12 protein-coding genes and 1 pseudogene are annotated in these 15,604 nt (G+C 66.8%); 5 read left to right on the top strand and 8 right to left on the bottom strand.

Annotation, left to right across the window (positions count from 1 at the left end):
- Positions 1-157 precede the first annotated feature (157 nt).
- Complete coding sequence (locus tag LPZ50_RS11325; RefSeq protein WP_230661435.1) at positions 158-2,377, bottom strand: TonB-dependent siderophore receptor; 2,220 nt, start codon at positions 2,375-2,377, stop codon at positions 158-160.
- Between the two features lie 224 nt (positions 2,378-2,601).
- Here LPZ50_RS11325 and LPZ50_RS11330 point away from each other — a divergent pair, with 224 nt between their 5' ends.
- Complete coding sequence (locus tag LPZ50_RS11330; RefSeq protein ID WP_230661437.1) at positions 2,602-3,555, top strand: helix-turn-helix transcriptional regulator; 954 nt, start codon at positions 2,602-2,604, stop codon at positions 3,553-3,555.
- A 202-nt stretch (positions 3,556-3,757) separates the two neighbouring features.
- On the opposite strand, the gene LPZ50_RS11335 is transcribed toward LPZ50_RS11330, so the two are convergent.
- The 3 genes from LPZ50_RS11335 to LPZ50_RS11345 form a co-directional block, all read right to left on the bottom strand.
- Entirely contained in the window at positions 3,758-5,245 is a 1,488-nt protein-coding gene (locus LPZ50_RS11335) for a M81 family metallopeptidase (protein ID WP_230661439.1), read from the bottom strand.
- Positions 5,242-6,258 carry a Bug family tripartite tricarboxylate transporter substrate binding protein gene (locus LPZ50_RS11340; RefSeq protein WP_230661441.1) on the bottom strand — a complete coding sequence of 339 codons (1,017 nt, stop codon included), beginning with the start codon at positions 6,256-6,258 and terminating at the stop codon, positions 5,242-5,244. The genes LPZ50_RS11335 and LPZ50_RS11340 overlap by 4 nt, the downstream gene beginning before the upstream one ends.
- 71 nt (positions 6,259-6,329) lie before the next feature.
- On the bottom strand, positions 6,330-7,148 hold the full coding sequence (locus tag LPZ50_RS11345; protein WP_230661443.1) for a carbon-nitrogen hydrolase family protein: 819 nt from the start codon (positions 7,146-7,148) through the stop codon (positions 6,330-6,332).
- A gap of 151 nt (positions 7,149-7,299) precedes the next feature.
- Here LPZ50_RS11345 and LPZ50_RS11350 point away from each other — a divergent pair, with 151 nt between their 5' ends.
- Entirely contained in the window at positions 7,300-8,553 is a 1,254-nt protein-coding gene (locus LPZ50_RS11350; RefSeq protein ID WP_230661445.1) for an aminotransferase class III-fold pyridoxal phosphate-dependent enzyme, read from the top strand.
- Positions 8,554-8,634: 81 nt separating this feature from the next.
- On the opposite strand, the gene clpB is transcribed toward LPZ50_RS11350, so the two are convergent.
- Positions 8,635-11,232 carry an ATP-dependent chaperone ClpB gene (clpB, locus tag LPZ50_RS11355; RefSeq protein ID WP_230661447.1) on the bottom strand — a complete coding sequence of 866 codons (2,598 nt, stop codon included), beginning with the start codon at positions 11,230-11,232 and terminating at the stop codon, positions 8,635-8,637.
- A 300-nt stretch (positions 11,233-11,532) separates the two neighbouring features.
- Between clpB and LPZ50_RS11360 the strand changes: the two genes are divergently transcribed.
- Both LPZ50_RS11360 and LPZ50_RS11365 read left to right on the top strand, forming a co-directional pair.
- Positions 11,533-12,261, top strand: a complete 729-nt coding sequence (locus tag LPZ50_RS11360) for a helix-turn-helix domain-containing protein (protein ID WP_230661449.1) — start codon at positions 11,533-11,535, stop codon at positions 12,259-12,261.
- 14 nt (positions 12,262-12,275) lie between these two features.
- Positions 12,276-13,418, top strand: coding sequence for an alpha/beta fold hydrolase (locus LPZ50_RS11365; protein ID WP_230661451.1), 1,143 nt, complete (start codon positions 12,276-12,278; stop codon positions 13,416-13,418).
- A gap of 3 nt (positions 13,419-13,421) precedes the next feature.
- Here LPZ50_RS11365 and LPZ50_RS11370 read toward each other — a convergent pair whose 3' ends face one another.
- The 3 genes from LPZ50_RS11370 to LPZ50_RS11380 are packed head-to-tail and all read right to left on the bottom strand — an operon-like array spanning position 13,422 to position 14,610.
- Entirely contained in the window at positions 13,422-13,655 is a 234-nt protein-coding gene (locus LPZ50_RS11370) for a DUF3820 family protein (protein ID WP_230661453.1), read from the bottom strand.
- Complete coding sequence (locus LPZ50_RS11375; protein ID WP_230661455.1) at positions 13,636-14,235, bottom strand: NUDIX domain-containing protein; 600 nt, start codon at positions 14,233-14,235, stop codon at positions 13,636-13,638. Before LPZ50_RS11375 ends, LPZ50_RS11370 begins: the two co-directional genes overlap by 20 nt.
- A 54-nt stretch (positions 14,236-14,289) precedes the next feature.
- A complete protein-coding gene (locus LPZ50_RS11380) occupies positions 14,290-14,610 on the bottom strand; it encodes a hypothetical protein (RefSeq protein WP_230661457.1) in 321 nt (106 codons plus the stop codon).
- Between the two features lie 167 nt (positions 14,611-14,777).
- Between LPZ50_RS11380 and LPZ50_RS11385 the strand changes: the two are divergent.
- Positions 14,778-15,604 (top strand): annotated as a pseudogene (locus LPZ50_RS11385) (peptidase M14); the annotation flags it as partial.

Below are 15,604 nucleotides of genomic sequence, written 5' to 3' on the forward strand. Positions count from 1 at the left end.
CGTCGAAGAAATGACCCAACTGCTCGAACAGGCTGTGTACGCGCCTGGGCCGGCGACATGCCGTCATCCAGCTTCGGCTGCCCATGGCTGTCCGGCGCGGCCGCCAGCATGGCGGCGCACAGCGCCGCCATGGCCGGCAAACGATGCCTGGCGCGCATCAGTATGCCACCGTCATGGTGGCGTAGTAGGCGCGGCCCGGCTCGTTATAGGTGGCCGCGCCCGCCGACGTGGAGTTGCCTTCGCGGTACAGTTGCTTGTCGAACAAGTTGCTGACGCCCACACGGAAGCGCAGGTGGCTGTTGGGCTCGTAGCCCACGCTCAGCCCCACCAGCGCATAAGGACTGATGGTTTGCCGGCCATTGCCGTCGATGGTTTCACCCGTGCGGGCGTTGGTCGACGGGCCCTTCTGCTTGCCGTAGTAGGTCAGGTTGGCCTGGAACGACCATTGCGGCGAGTAGTACCAGTCCAGCGTGCTGTTGACGGTGTATTCCGGAATGATGCTCAATGGTTCGCCGGTGCTCTTGTCCTCGGACTGGATCATGTACGTGAAGTTGGTGTTCCAGTCCAGGGCCGGCGTCAGCGGAATGAACAGGTTGCCTTCGAAGCCTTCCACCACGGCCTTGCCGCTGTTGGTCCATTGCAGCACGCGCGCGCCGTTGGGCAGGCGGTACAGGTAATCGCTGCTGGCCACGATCTTGTTCTTGTAGTCGTTGCGGAAGTAGGCCGCGCTGGTGCGCCACGTGCCCGGGTCGTACTCGAAGCCGATTTCCTTGTTGATGCTGGTTTCCGGTTCGAGGTTCTCGTTGCCCACCAGGTAGCAGCCGCCCGAGTTGGTCTGCGACTGCAGGCAGCCGTTGCCGCGGCTGTACAGCAGGTAGTTCGGGTTGGACTGGTACAGGTTGGGAGCCTTGTAGGCGCGCGCGATGCCGCCCTTGATGCGCAGATAATCGGTGGCCGCGTACGACGCGTTCAGGCTGGGGCTCCAGTTGCTGCCGAACTCGCTGTTGTGGTCGAAGCGCACGCCCGGCGTCAGGGTGGTGCGCAGGCCGGCCTCGATATTGTCTTCCACGAACAGGGCATAGCTGTTCTGGCTGGTTTTCGTGGGGCGGTCGCTGCCGGCCGTGCCGCCTATGTTGCCGCCCGTGCCCGTGTAGGTCTGGCGCATGGCCGAGGGGTCATCCAGCGATTCGCGCAGGTATTCCACACCCACCGTGGCCACCTGTTGCCAGCCCAGGCGGAAGGGCACGTTGACTTCGCCGGCCGCGCGCAGGTTGCGCAGCCGCGCGGTGTCGCGGCCCAGGTCCACCGGGGCGCCTTCGGGGCCGCCCGCCAGGCCTTCCATCTGGCGCGAGTTGCGGGTGTAGTCGTACGACAGCGATGCGCGCGAAGTGCCCCAGTCGTAGGTACCGCGATGGGTCACGCCGACGTTCTGGCGGTACATGGCGTTGGTTTCCGTGCCATACAGGCTGTCCGAGAAATCGCTGTTGGCGTTGTTCATGGTGTCGCCGGCGAACAGGTTGCCCTGGCGGCTGAAGCCCGCCTCGAAGTCCACGATATTACGGGTATCGGGACGCCACGAGAACAGCGCGTTCAGGTCCTGGTTGATGACGCCCTCGCGGCCCGAGGTTTCCGGATTGCCGTTTTCCGAGGATTCGGCGTGGCCCGCGTTGATATCGCGCGAATCGGGGTTGGTCTTGTTGTAGTTGCCGTAAATGCGCATGCTCAGCGTGTCGCTGATGGGCGTGGACAGGCGCACATTGACGCGGTTCGTATTGCCCTCGTTGCTGTCTTCCGGCTGGTTGATATAGTAAGTGGCCGACGCGCTGGGCTTGTCGCTGGGCTGTTTGGTAATGATGTTCACCACACCGCCCATGGCGCCCGAGCCATAGCGGGCCGCCGCGGGGCCGCGGATCACTTCGATGCGTTCCACTTCCTCGGCGGGCACCCAGTTGCTGTCGCCGCGCGTGTCGCGGTCGCCGTTCCATCCATAGCGCACGGCATTGCGCGATTCCACCGGCTTGCCGTCGATCAGGATCAAGGTGTTTTCCGGGCCCATGCCGCGGATGTCGATCTGGCGGCTGTTGCCGCGCGCCCCGCTGGCGCTGTTGCCCGTCAGGTTCACGCCGGGTTCGCGGCGGATGATGTCCGACAGGTCATTGGTGGGCGGGCGGCGCTGGATTTCTTCCGCGGTGATCACCGAAACCCCCAGCGATTCCTTGACCTCTTCCTCGGCGGTACCCAGCACCTGCACGGCGGCCATTTCCTGCACGGCGGCCGCATCCTGCGGCGGGGGGGCGTTCTGTGCCAGGGCGGCGCCCGACAGGGCAAGCGTGATGACGGCGCCCGCGTACGGGCGCGCGGAAGGGGGCGTAGACATGCCGGATTCTCCGAGTGCGCAATAGTTGGCGCGCCCCGGCTGCCCGGCGACGCGCCTGTTATGGTTTAATTAAGAATGATTGTCAATATCATTTTTCATTCAAGATTATGTCAGCTAACCATCCTCCGGAGCTTTCCCCGGTCACCAGAAAGCTTTGCCTGAGCACCATTTCTCCTGTCCGGGCGGAACTTAAGGCCGGCGCTCCGTTCCGCGGGCAGTCCGCATTGGTCGACGAGTCCGCGCTGCGCCGCCAGGCCCGGCACGGCACCGCCGATTACGCGGTCATGGCGGCGGGGGTGGGCCAGCCCATGTTCGAGGGGCTGGTGGACACGATGGCACTGGCCGACGGACTGGTCCTGCACCGGGTGGATGCGCGCGACTTGCAGGGAGTGGCCGTGCGCGCCACCTTGCGGCCCGGTCTGCGCATTGCCTTGACGGTGGGCGGCAAGGCCGACGTACGGTTCGGCGGGCGCAAGGTATTGCTGGGGCCAAGCCCCGGCGGCGGCGCATGCGGCGCCATCATCGCCCTGGCGCAACCCGCCGATTTCCTGCGCCAGTCGCGGCGCGGCGACCTGGAGCGCACCGTCAGCCTGACACTGAGCCAGGAATGGCTGCGCAGCCGCTTGGGCGATGAACTGCCGTCCTGCCTGGAGTTCGCCCGCAGCCACCTGGCTGTGCATGCCTGGCAGGCCTCGGTGCAGGCGGTTAAGGTGGCCGAACAGATGCTGTCACCCCCCGAGATGGGCGCCGCGCTGTGTCGTGTATATCTGGAATCGCGCGCGCTGGATCTGGCCGTGGAGGCCCTGTCCGGCCTGTGCGGCCGGGCCGTCGTCCATGCCGGTGGCGACCTGCGGCAACGCGAGCGCGCCCGCATGACGCAAGTGCGAGATCTGCTGGACAGCGGGCAGGCCGATGCCATGACGCTGGAAGACATCGCGCGCCATGCCTGCGTCAGCGCCAACACCTTGCAGCGCCATTTCCGCGCCGTGTGGGGCAAGACGGTGTTCGCCTACCTGCGCGATGCGCGCCTGGCGCGGGCGCGACTGGCGCTGGAACGCAACGAGGCCAGCGTGGCGCAGGCCGCATGGATTGCCGGTTATTCCAGCCCCGCCAATTTCGCCACCGCGTTCCGCCAGCGCTATGGCATGCCGCCGGGGCAGGTGGGCCGGCGCGGTTAGTTCAGTACCCCACGGCGCTACCTTAGCCGTCGTGGCGAGTTTTCGCGGGCACTGCCGGGTGTCCGGCTCCCATCAGGGTGCCGGACACCGTGCTGCTGAGGCAGCCGCGGCCTGCAACGGTGTCTGGCACCGCGGAGCCAGACACCTGGCCATACCCGCCCATACCTGCAACGTGTTCTTCTTCAAGAGAGTGCCATGGGCCTCAGTACCCCGCCGGAATATGCCGGTGCCTGAACGGCAGTTTCGACAGGTCCAGGCACGCCGGCCCCGGCGCGTCGCAATCGATGATTTCGGCGCAGCGCTGCGCAAACGCCGCGCGGAAATGATTCTTGGCTTTCACGCACAGTAGGCGCAGGTCCTGCGGATCTATCCCGTGCAAGGCATAGAAAGCGGGGTCGTCGGCGGCCACCACGCGCTCGGTCACGATTACCCGCAGCGACGGCAGGCCTTCCACGCGCAGCACCGCGCTGCGGCCGCAGCGGCGCTCCACGCCGGTCTGCATGGGGCCGGTGTTCAGGAACACCCCGTCGGTCAGCCGTTCCACCTGGACGTGCACCGCCACGCCAGGGCCGAATTGCGGCCCGTTGCGCGCGCCCAATGTCAGGGCCAGCGCCCGCCCCGCGCCGGCCTGGTGTGCGGCCTGCACCGCGTCCGGGTCGGCAAAGCTGGCGAACAAGGCGGGCACACCGGGCCGCGCCGCCATCAAGGCCTGGAACAGGCCCGGCGTATCGCCGCCGCCGCCAGACAATGGGTTGTCGCCGGAATCCGTTACCGCGATCAGGCCGGGCAGCTCATGGGCCAATGCCCTGGCCACGGCCTCTTCCGGTAGCGGCAAGCTCATGCGGAATCGGCCGGCCAGTTCGTGGATGCGGTCCATGACCTGGCGGGCGGCGGTTTGCGCGGCTTTCCCGCCGGGGTCGGCCTGGGCGTCGCTGACCACGAATACCGAAGCGCCGGTGGCCGCCGTGTCGGCATACGGAAAGCCGCCGAACACGGAAACATCGATTACCGGCCCGGTCGTGGCGTCGCGGGCCGCCTGTTCCAGCGCGTGCATGGGGCCGCCTGGCGCCGTGCGCATATTGATGCTGGGCAGGATGACCCCCTCGTTCAGCAGCACGCGGCGTGTGCGCAACCCCTGGGTGGCGCAACGCACCAGGCCGTGCAGCACGCGGTCGGCCACTTCGTCCATGTCCACGTGCGGATGGGTGCGGTATACGGACGCCATGTCCAGCACGTCTGCCCATTCGGGCGGCATATTGCCGTGCAGGTCGAAGCTGGCCCCCAGCGGCACGCCGGGCAGCAGACCGCGCACCATGCGGGCAATGTCCAGTTCCGGAGTCTCGCGCTGGCCGGTAATTGCCGCGCCATGCAGCGACAGGTACACCGCGTCCCAGCTTCCTTCCCGCAGGCCGACGCGCAGTTCGGCGCCATAGCGCTGCATGACGGCCTCATCGATGGGGCCGGCGGGCAGGGCGGCCGCGCAGCGCAGCACCACGACGTCCCAATCCGGATGCGTATCGGCAAAGCGTGCCACCGCACCCAGTTCGGTGGCCGTGCCGCGCATGGCATCCAGCACGCCTGGCCCCGCCTGCCATTCATATTGCTCGAACTGTGCCATGCCCGCGGGCACGGGTCCGAAGGCATTGCCCTCGAACCACAGCCGCGCCACGGCCAGGCGCTTGCGCGTCATGGCGCGTTCCCCTTGATGTTCTTCAGCACTTCGCCGTAGCGCGCTTGTTCGGCCTTCAGGTGCTTGGCCAGGCGGTCTGCGGGCCCGCCCACGGGCACGGCTCCCAGGGCGCGGAATTTCTCGGCGGTGGCGGGCTCTTTCTCGAACGCGTCGATCACGGAGGCCAGCTTGTCGATGACGGGCTGCGGGGTGCCGGCAGGCGCCACGATCACGAACCACGACGGCAGCAGGTACCCCGGCACGGCTTCGCTCACCGGGCGCACGCCGGGCAGCACGGCCAGTTCGTCCTGGCTGGCCACGCCCAGCGCCACCAGCTTGCCGGCACGGATGTTTTCCAGGGCGGTGGGCACGTTGTCGCCCGCCAGTTCGATATGGCCGGCGATCAGGTCGGCCGAGGCCTGCGATGCGCCCTTGTATGGCACATGGGCGATGTCGACTCCCGACAACTGCTTCAGCAATTCCAGCTGGATGTGCCCGGTGCTGCCTACCCCGGGCGAGCCCCAGTTCAATTTGCCAGGGTTGGCCTTGGCCCGGGCCAGCAGGTCGGGAATGTTCTTCAGGCCGGTGGCGGGGTTGGCCACGATCACGTTGGGCACGTCCGCCACATAGGACACCGCGGCGAAATCCTTGGCCGGGTCGAACGGCATCTTGGGATACACGTACGGATTGATGGCCAGCGGGCCTGGCGTGCCCATCAGCAGCGTGTAGCCGTCCGGCTGGGCGCGCGCCACCTCGGCTGCGCCGATGTTGGCCCCGGCGCCGGGCTTGTTCTCGACGATGACCGTCTGCTTCAGGGCCTTCGACATGCCTTCGGCCACCAGGCGTGCCAGCAGGTCGGTGGTGCCGCCCGCGGCGAAGGGCACGATCAGCTGGATGGGCTTGGCGGGCCAGTTGTCGGCGGCGGTGGCAGGTTGCATGCCTAGCGACAACATGGCGGCGGCCGCGGAACCGGCGATGTACTTGCCGGCCAGGCGCCGCATTGCGCCGCGGCCGGGATGAAGCTGCTTGTCCATGATGGTCAACCCCTTGTAATTGAATACTGCATCAACGAAAAACCGGAAACTAAGCGCCGGACCGCTAAGTCCTACAAGTCGGCATCCGCCTCGCGAGCCAATGCGCCATACAAATCCGGCCGCCGGTCGCGCCGCGACGGGTACGCGATGCGTGCCTGTTCAACGGTACTTCGATCGATGTCGGCCACCAGCAGTGCATCTTGGGCGGTATCTGCACTTTGCAGCACCGACCCATCGGGCGCGATGATCACGCTGCCGCCGCCCATGTGCCAATCGCCCTCGCGTCCTACCTTGTTGGCGGCCAGCAGATAGCAGCCGTTCTCGAAGGCGCGTGTGCGCAGCACTTCCTGGAACATGTGCACGCGCGACGTGGCGTACGGGGCGATCAACAGTTCGGCGCCGTTGACGGCCAGGCAGCGCGCGGTTTCCGGGAAGCCCATGTCATAGCAGATGCCGATGCCGACCCGCCAGTCGTCCACGGTATAGGTGTCGAAGCGCGTGCCATAGCGGAAATAGATCTTTTCCAGGCTATGCACGGCGGCCGGGTGAACCTTGCGGTACTTGAACACGATATCGCCCGAGGCGTCCACGTGCATGGCGGTATCGAAGTACAGGCCGGCCTGCGCTTTTTCATAGATCGTGGCCACGACCGCGACGCCGTGGCGTTGCGCAGCCCCGCGCACGGCGGCCAGGGTGGGGCCCGAATCGGTCTCGGCAAGCGCGTGGTACTTCGTGTCCTGGTATTGCGCGAAGAAGATGGTGTTGAAAAACTCGGGCAGCACGACTAGATCGGCGCCTTCCCCGGCCGCCTGCTCGATGTAGCTGGCCGCGGTGGCCAGGTTGCGCTGCAAGTCTTCAGTGCTGCGCATCTGTACGCACGCGATTCTCATGGCCTGCTCTCCGTGTGCCGGGGGCCTGGGCCGCTAGGCGCCGGGCTCCATCTTGAATAGGGAAATGATCAAACGATCTATTTTCTGATAGTATGAATCATATGATCCAACTTTCGGCTCTTTGAGTCAATCGATATACCGATCCCTGTCCATGACGCATATCTTCCACCGCTTACCACGCAAGCCGCCTGCCGTTGCCCTGCGTGGCGAAGGCAGCTTCCTGTTCGATGCGTCCGGCCGGCGCTATTATGACGGCTCAGGGGGCGCGGCAGTGTCCTGCCTGGGCCACGCTCATCCGGAAGTTGTGGAAGCGGTCATCGCCCAGGTGCGCCAACTGGAATACGCGCACACCAGTTTTTTCTCGTCCCCACCGGCCGAGGAACTGGCCGAGTTGCTGGCGCGGCAGTCTCCACAGGGGCTGGATCACGTGTACTTCCTGTCCAGCGGCTCAGAGGCAGTGGAAACTGCCCTGAAAATGGCGCGCCAATACCACGTTGAACGCGGCGAGGCCGGGCGCCGCCACAATATCGCGCGGTGGCAGAGCTATCACGGAAACACGCTGGGAGCCCTGGCCATAGGCGGCAACCGCGGGCGGCGTGCGCTGTATCAGCCCCTGTTGCCGCCCAGCCACCATGTGTCGCCATGCTTTGCCCGCCACTATCGCCAGGCGGGTGAATCCGATGACGCCTATGGCACGCGCCTGGCCCACGAACTGGAACAGACCATCCTGGCCTTGGGGCCCGATACGGTCAGTGCCTTCATCGCAGAGATAGGCCCGCGCAATGCGCGCGGCGGCGCGCTGCTGCCGCACCGGGAATACTCCGTGGCCTCGCTGCCCGCCGATGGCGCCGTCCACCTGCTGGTGCGGCAGATGCGCGGCGACGATGGACAACTGGGCCTGGGCAGCGGTTGGCTGACGCAGCTTGCAGAAGTCGGCGACACCATCGACCTGCGCCTGCGCGCCAACCCCAACTTCCATCCGCCCGCCGACGCGCGCCCCGTATTGCTGATCGGCAACGGCACGGGCCTGGCCGGGCTGCGCGCCTTGCTCAAGGCGCGCATCGCGGCCGGCCATGTGCGCAACTGGCTGGTATTCGGCGAACGCCGCGCCGGGCACGACTGGTTCCATCGCGCCGAAATCGAAGCATGGCTGGCGCGCGGCCAGCTGCAGCGGCTGGACGCCGTATTCTCGCGCGACACCCCGGCGCGGCGCTACGTTCAGCACGCCTTGCTGGACGCCGCCGACAGCGTGCGCGCCTGGGTGGACGCGGGTAGCGACATCTACGTGTGCGGCAGCCTGCATGGCATGGCGCAAGGGGTGGACGACGCCCTGGCCCACATTCTGGGCAGCGGCCCGCTGGCGGCGCTGCGCGGCGCCGGCCGCTACCGCCGCGACGTGTACTAGGGCAGGCACAACCCATCAAGCAAAGCGCCCCGGCCGCATCATGCATGCCGGGGCGCCGCGGGCGCGCATCAGGCGCGGCCGTTACTGCAGCGTGCGGGTGAACACGAACTTGCCGTCGACCCAATCCACCGGCACCACATCGCGCGGACCGAACTCGCCTTCCAGGATCAGCTTGGCGACCGGGTTCTCGATCTGCTGCTGGATGGCCCGCTTCAAGGGCCGGGCGCCGAATACCGGGTCGAATCCCGCGCGCGCCAGCTCGGCCAGCGCGGCATCGGACACGTCCAGGCGCATTTCCTGGTTTTCCAGGCGCGCGGCCAGGCGCTTGAGCTGGATGCGGGCAATCGATTCGATATGCTGCGCTTCCAGGCCGTGGAACACCACCACCTCGTCGATGCGGTTCAGGAATTCGGGGCGGAACGAATTCTTCAGTTCGTCCCACACCACTTCCTTGATCACCTCGTAGGGCTGGCCGGCCATGCTCTGGATATGCTGCGACCCCAGGTTGGACGTCATCACGATGACGGTGTTGCGGAAGTCCACCGTGCGGCCCTGTCCGTCGGTCAGGCGGCCGTCGTCCAGCACTTGCAGCAGCACGTTGAACACGTCCGGGTGCGCTTTTTCCACTTCGTCCAGCAGCACCACGCTGTACGGCTTGCGCCGCACCGCTTCGGTAAGATAGCCGCCCTCTTCGTAGCCCACGTATCCGGGCGGCGCGCCGATCAGGCGGGCCACCGAGTGTTTTTCCATGAACTCGCTCATGTCGATGCGGATCATGTGCTCTTCGGAATCGAACAGGAAGTCGGCCAGGGCGCGGGTGAGCTCGGTTTTGCCCACGCCCGTGGGGCCCAGGAACAGGAACGAACCGTAGGGGCGCGACGGATCGGCCAGCCCGGCGCGCGAGCGCCGGATGGCATCGGACACCAGGCGCACGGCTTCATCCTGCCCCACCACGCGCTGATGCAGGTGGTCTTCCATTTGCAGCAGCTTGTCGCGCTCGCCCTGCATCATCTTGGCAACGGGGATGCCCGTGGCGCGCGACACGACTTCGGCGATTTCTTCCGCGCCCACCTGCGTGCGCAGCAGCCGGGGCTGGTCGGAGCCGGTGGCGTCGCCCTGCTGTTCGGCACTGTCGGCCGCGCGCAGGCGCGCTTCAAGTTCGGGCAGCTTGCCGTATTGCAGCTCGGCCAGCTTGTCGAACTGGCCCTTGCGCTGCAGTTCGGCCATGTCGGCGCGCACACGGTCGATTTCTTCCTTGATGGTCTGCGTGCCCTGCACCGCGGCTTTCTCGGCCTTCCAGATTTCTTCGTAGTCGTTGTACTCGCGCTGTAGTTTCTCGAGTTCTTCCTCGATGACGGCCAGGCGGCGCCGCGACGCGTCGTCGGTTTCCTTGCGCACCGCTTCGCGCTCGATCTTGAGCTGGATGATGCGACGGTCCAGCCTGTCCATGACTTCGGGCTTGGAATCGATTTCCATGCGGATGCGCGCGCCCGCTTCGTCGATCAGGTCGATGGCCTTGTCGGGCAGGAAGCGGTCGGTGATGTAGCGATGCGACAGCTCGGCCGCGGCCACGATGGCGGGATCGGTGATTTCCACGCCATGGTGGATTTCGTAGCGTTCCTGCAGCCCGCGCAGAATGGCGATGGTGGACTCGACGTCGGGTTCGTTCACCAGCACCTTCTGGAACCGGCGCTCGAGCGCGGCGTCTTTCTCGATGTACTTGCGGTATTCGTCCAGGGTGGTGGCGCCAATACAGTGCAGTTCGCCGCGCGCCAGCGCCGGCTTAAGCATGTTGCCGGCATCCATCGCGCCTTCGGCCTTGCCCGCGCCCACCATGGTATGCAGTTCATCGATGAACACGATGTTCTGGCCGTCGTCCTGCGCCAGTTCTTTCAGCACGGCCTTCAGGCGTTCTTCGAATTCGCCGCGGAACTTGGCGCCCGCCAGCAGCGCCGCCAGGTCGAGCGACAGCACGCGCTTGCCGCGCAGGGTTTCCGGCACTTCGTCGTTGACGATGCGCTGCGCCAGGCCTTCCACGATGGCCGTCTTGCCCACGCCGGGTTCGCCGATCAGCACTGGATTGTTCTTGGTGCGGCGCTGCAGAATCTGGATGGTGCGGCGGATTTCGTCGTCGCGCCCGATGACCGGGTCCAGTTTGCCCTGGCGCGCGCGCTCGGTCAGGTCCAGCGTGTATTTCGCCAGGGCCTCGCGGTTGGACTCGCCTTCGGCGGCGGACACGTTCTCGCCCCCGCGCACTGCCTCGATGGCCGCTTCCAGGGCTTTTTTCTGCAAGCCGGCGTCGCGCAGCACGGTGCCGGCCGGCCCCTTGTCGTCGGCCAGGGCCAGCAGGAACAGTTCGCTGGCGATATAGGTATCGCCGCGCCGGGCGGCGTCTTTGTCGGTTCGCGTCAGCACGGCCTGCAATTCGCGGCCCACCTGGACGTTGTCGTTGCCCTGCACCTGGGGCAGCGCCTTCAGCACCGGGTCCAGCGCGGCGGGCAGCCGGTTAACGGCCACGCCGGCGCGCGCCAGCAGGCCGGCAGCGCCGCTGTCGTTGTCGGACAGCAGGGCGGCCAGCACATGGACGGGCTCGATATAGGGGTTGTCGTTGCGGGCGGCCAGGCTTTGGGCATCGGCCAGCGCCTGCTGGAATTTGGTGGTCAGTTTATCGAATCGCATAGTCTCGGATGGCTGTATGGGGAGCCTGACCGGCAATGCAGCGGCGGGCTCGATAACCTGGATGTGCGGTCGCAACACCGTTTTTTCAAGGCCTGGCCGGCGCCCGGAAATGCTGGCGCGGACGGCAAGGCCGCCGAAAAACCAGCATAAAGCGTTCCCGTCAATCGTGCTACCACATATCGGACGAGTCCGAGTACCACGCCCCCCATACACGGCGGCGCCTGGGAATACAATGGGGGTTCGTGATCATAAGTTGCCAAGCACGGCTCGCACAGGGCTTGAGCAAGACCAAGGTACATCATGCAAAAACGTGTCCCACTCCCGCCCGATTCACCTCAATGCTCTTCATGCATGCTCGGCCATGTATGCGTCCCCGTCGGAATGGCCGCAGCCGACGTCGAACACCTCGACGACCTCGTGCAGGAACGCGTGCGGGTCGAGAAAGGCAAGCACCTGTACACCCTGCAAGACCCGCTCGATGCCATCTACAGCGTGCGTTTCGGCAGCCTGAAAACCCAGATCGAAGACTCCGCCGGCCACGTGCACATTACCGGCTTCCACCTGCCGGGCGAAATGGTCGGGCTCGACGGCATGCTCGAGGGCAAGCACCTGTCCACCGCGGTGGCCATGGAAGACTCCGAAGTCTGCGTCATCCGGCTGTCGCAAATCGACCACGTCGCCAGCCACCTGCCTTCGCTGCAGCACCAGATGCGCCGCCTCATGAGCCGCGAGCTGGAACGCTCCTACCTGATGCAGGCCTCGCTGGGCGGCATGCGCTCCGAACAGCGGCTGGCAGCCTTCCTGCTGAACCTGTCGCAGCGCTACGCCACGCTGGGCTATTCGTCCACCGAGTTCGTGCTGCGCATGAGCCGCGAAGAAATCGGCAACTACCTGGGCCTGACACTGGAAACCGCCAGCCGTCTTTTCTCACGGTTTGCACGCGAAAGTTTGATCCAAATCAATCAACGTGAAGTTCGCTTGATCGACGTGCCGGCGCTGAAACAACTGCTGGGCCAGGAAAACTGCTGAGCGTCCCCACGCCCATGCCCTTGTACCGCCCGCACACCCGCGCCGCGGCCGTCCTGGCGATTGCGTTGGGCCTGCCCGCGGGCTTGGCGGCCGCCCAGACGCCGCTTCCCCCGCCCTACAACTACGACGAACCCCTGCCCAAGGCCCCGCCCCCGCCGCCGCCCTGGCAGGACGCGCACCTGGGCTCGGGCAAGCATGCCTACCGCATGCCGGTGTACGCCAACCGCAAGCTGTCGGACGCCCTGCCGGATATCCGGCGCGCCATCGTGCTGCTGCATGGCGCCCGCCACGACGCGGCCAGCTATTACCAAGATGTCGACACCCTGGTGCGCCGCGACCCGCAGCGCAAAAGCGACACCCTCATCCTGGCCCTGGAATTTCCCACCCCCATCGACGCGGCCTACGCCGGGCGGCCCGCGTGGCGCAAATCCAGCTGGGAAAGCGGCGGCAAGAGCGTGCAGTCGTCGGGCCGGCCCGCCCCCATCAGTGCATTCCAGGTGCTGGACGACCTGCTGCGCCTGCTGAACGACCGCAAGCGCCTGCCGGCCCTGGCCGACATCATCATCGCCGGGCATTCGGGCGGCGCCCAGCTGCTGCAGCGGTATGCCGTGCTGAACGACCTGGACGGCCCGATCCGCCGCAATGGCGTGGGGCTGCGCTACGTCATCGCCAACGCGCCGTCCTACCTGTACCTGACCAATGAACGCCCGCGCCGCGGCGGGCAGGGCTACGAGCCCTACGAACGCGGCATCTGCCCCACCTACAACCAGTATCCGTACGGCCCGCAGCAACTGCCCCCGTTCGCGGCCGACGCCGAACCGGCCAGCCTGTACGTGCGCTATGCGGCGCGCGACGTGGTGTACCTGCTGGGCAGCGCCGACAACAACCCCGAAGACCAGGGCCTGGACAAACGCTGCGGCGCCGAGGCCCAGGGCGCCACGCGCCTGTCGCGCGGCCTGGGCTATTTGCGCTACGACCGCCTGCTGGCCGGGCGCGGCAGCCGCCACGTGAACTTGCAGCACGAGCCATTCCAGGTCATGGGCGTGGGCCACGAATCGGCTGCCATGTTCGGCTCGCTGTGCGGCACCCGCGCGCTGTTGGGCAATGAGGCCCGCACCGCCACGCGCGCCGCGGCCTGCCAGCCCATCACCCCCTGACGCCTATCCGGCGGCCCGTCTTGCCGCGCCCTGGCGCAGCGGCTGCAGCAAGCCCGCCAGCCCGTTGTGGTCCAGTTCGTGCATCAAGGCCAGCAGCCGGCCGATTTCGCCGGCGGGAAACCCCTTGCGCGCGAACCAGGCCAGGTACGGCCCCGGCAGGTCGGCAATCAAGCGGCCCTGGTATTTGCCGTAGGGCATTTCCAGGGTCACCAGCCGCTCAAGGTCTTGCGGACTCATCGTGCGCCTGCCAGTTCAGTTCCCAGTGGCCCGCCAGCACATTTTGCAGCCATAGCGTGCATGTCAGCGTTTTCGCGTCGGTGACCTGGCCGGCCCGGCAGGCCTGGGCCAGGTCTTGCGGATGCGTGGTGTGCACTTCCAGGAATTCGTCCTGGTCCAGTTGCGCCGGCCCGGCCACCAGGTCGCGCGCGAAGAAGATATGAATGATCTCGGTGGAATACGCAATGGCCAGGTGCATGGCGCCCGCGTAGGCCCATTGGCCGGCGGTATAGCCGGTTTCTTCCAGCAATTCGCGGCGCGCGCAAGCCAGGGGGTCTTCGCCCGGGTCCAGCTTGCCGGCCGGGAATTCCGTCATGACCCGCCCGATGGGGTAGCGGAACTGCCGTTCCATCAGTACCTGGCCATCGTCGAGCAGCGGGATGATCACCACGGCGCCCGGGTGCACGATGTACTCGCGCAGCGCGGTGCCGCCATTGGGCAGCTGCACGGTATCGCGACGGGCCTTCAGGAAGCTGCCATCGCAGAGGGTCTGGCTGTCGAGCCGGGTTTCGATCAGGTTCGCGTCGTCGGGAGCATTCATGGAGTACGGCCAGCGCTGGGGAACAGGCAGGCAGCTTACCACCGGCCTGTTGCGCTACATGCCGCGGCGCGCCTCGAGTTCGCGCAGGCATGCGGCCACGCCGGCCTGCAACTGCTGGTTGCCGATCGCTTCACGGTCGACCTGGTTGCGGCACCGGGTGTACTGTTCCAGGCTTTGCGGCGTGTCGCGCACCGCCGGGGCGGGTACCGAGCCCGGCTGCTGCTGCTCGGTAATGCGCAGGGTCGATGGGGGCGACTTGCTGCCCGGCTGTGCCGGAAAGCTGAATTCCTGCGCCGGCTGCTGAGCCTGCGCCGAACCCGCTGCGCCCACCAGGCAAGCCAGCGCGGCCAGCCCTGAAATCGCGATCGCCTTCATGATGATGCGTCCTTGTAATTAACCCAGGCCCCCGGCAAGGCGGCCCGCAAGCCGCTATCGTAACGTCGCGCAGGCGCCCGCGGCGCGGCGCGATGGTTCCAAACGGCAACAAAATCCGTGGCCGCTGCGCCATACTCTGGGCATTTCCGCTGCTACCCCCCATCGCCATGATCTTGCTGGACACTGCTTTCGACCGCACCCTGGACGCCTGGGAACGCCAGTACGGCACGCCCGGCTGGCGCGGTGCCACCCTGGAAGGCTGGCTGTTCGAGGCCGCCCCCGCGCGGCGCGCGGCCGAGGCCCGGCTGGCGCGCGCCGGTGTCCACGCACGGCTGCGCAGCGCCTACAAGCCGCTGCTGCATTACTTTCTTGAAGAGGCCAGCCGAGACGGCCTGGCGCAGGCCACGGTACGGTATCCGGTGCATCCGCAGGCCCGGCCCAACCGCTATACCCTGGAGGCCTACCCCCTGGCCGACCTGCTGGGCAGCGACAGGCTGAAATTCGTGGCGGGCACCGAAGCGCTGCATTACGAGGTGACGCTGCACTACGCCGACGGGCGCCTGCACCACGAGCAGGTATTCGCGCCCAACGCCCTGGCCCCGGCCGATGACGGCACCCCATTGCTGTCGCCCACGGGATGGCTGCGGGTGCGCGATGCGGCGGGACGCCCATTTGTCGATGCAGCCTGCGCCACTGAATACCGCGCCGCGTTCGACGCGGCCGTCAACGCGGTGCGCCAGCACGCCTGGACGGGCCAGCCACCCCATTTCGAGCGCCTGGACCTGCGTATCGACCTACCCGGCATGGAGTTCGACGCCGGCGGCCAGGCGGGCCTGGTCAGCACGTACGAAGCGCTGCATGAAGACCTGTATTTCACCCTGATCGAGTTCTTCCAGCGCCATGCGGGCCTGCCCCCGGGGGACAGGCGCCTGCGACCCGGCCAGATCGTGCCGGACATACGCCCCGCCGACGGCGCGGCGCGGGTGCGCGTGGC

The sequence above is a fragment of the Bordetella petrii genome (assembly GCF_020991325.1).
Lineage (GTDB): Bacteria > Pseudomonadota > Gammaproteobacteria > Burkholderiales > Burkholderiaceae_B > Bordetella_A > Bordetella_A petrii_E.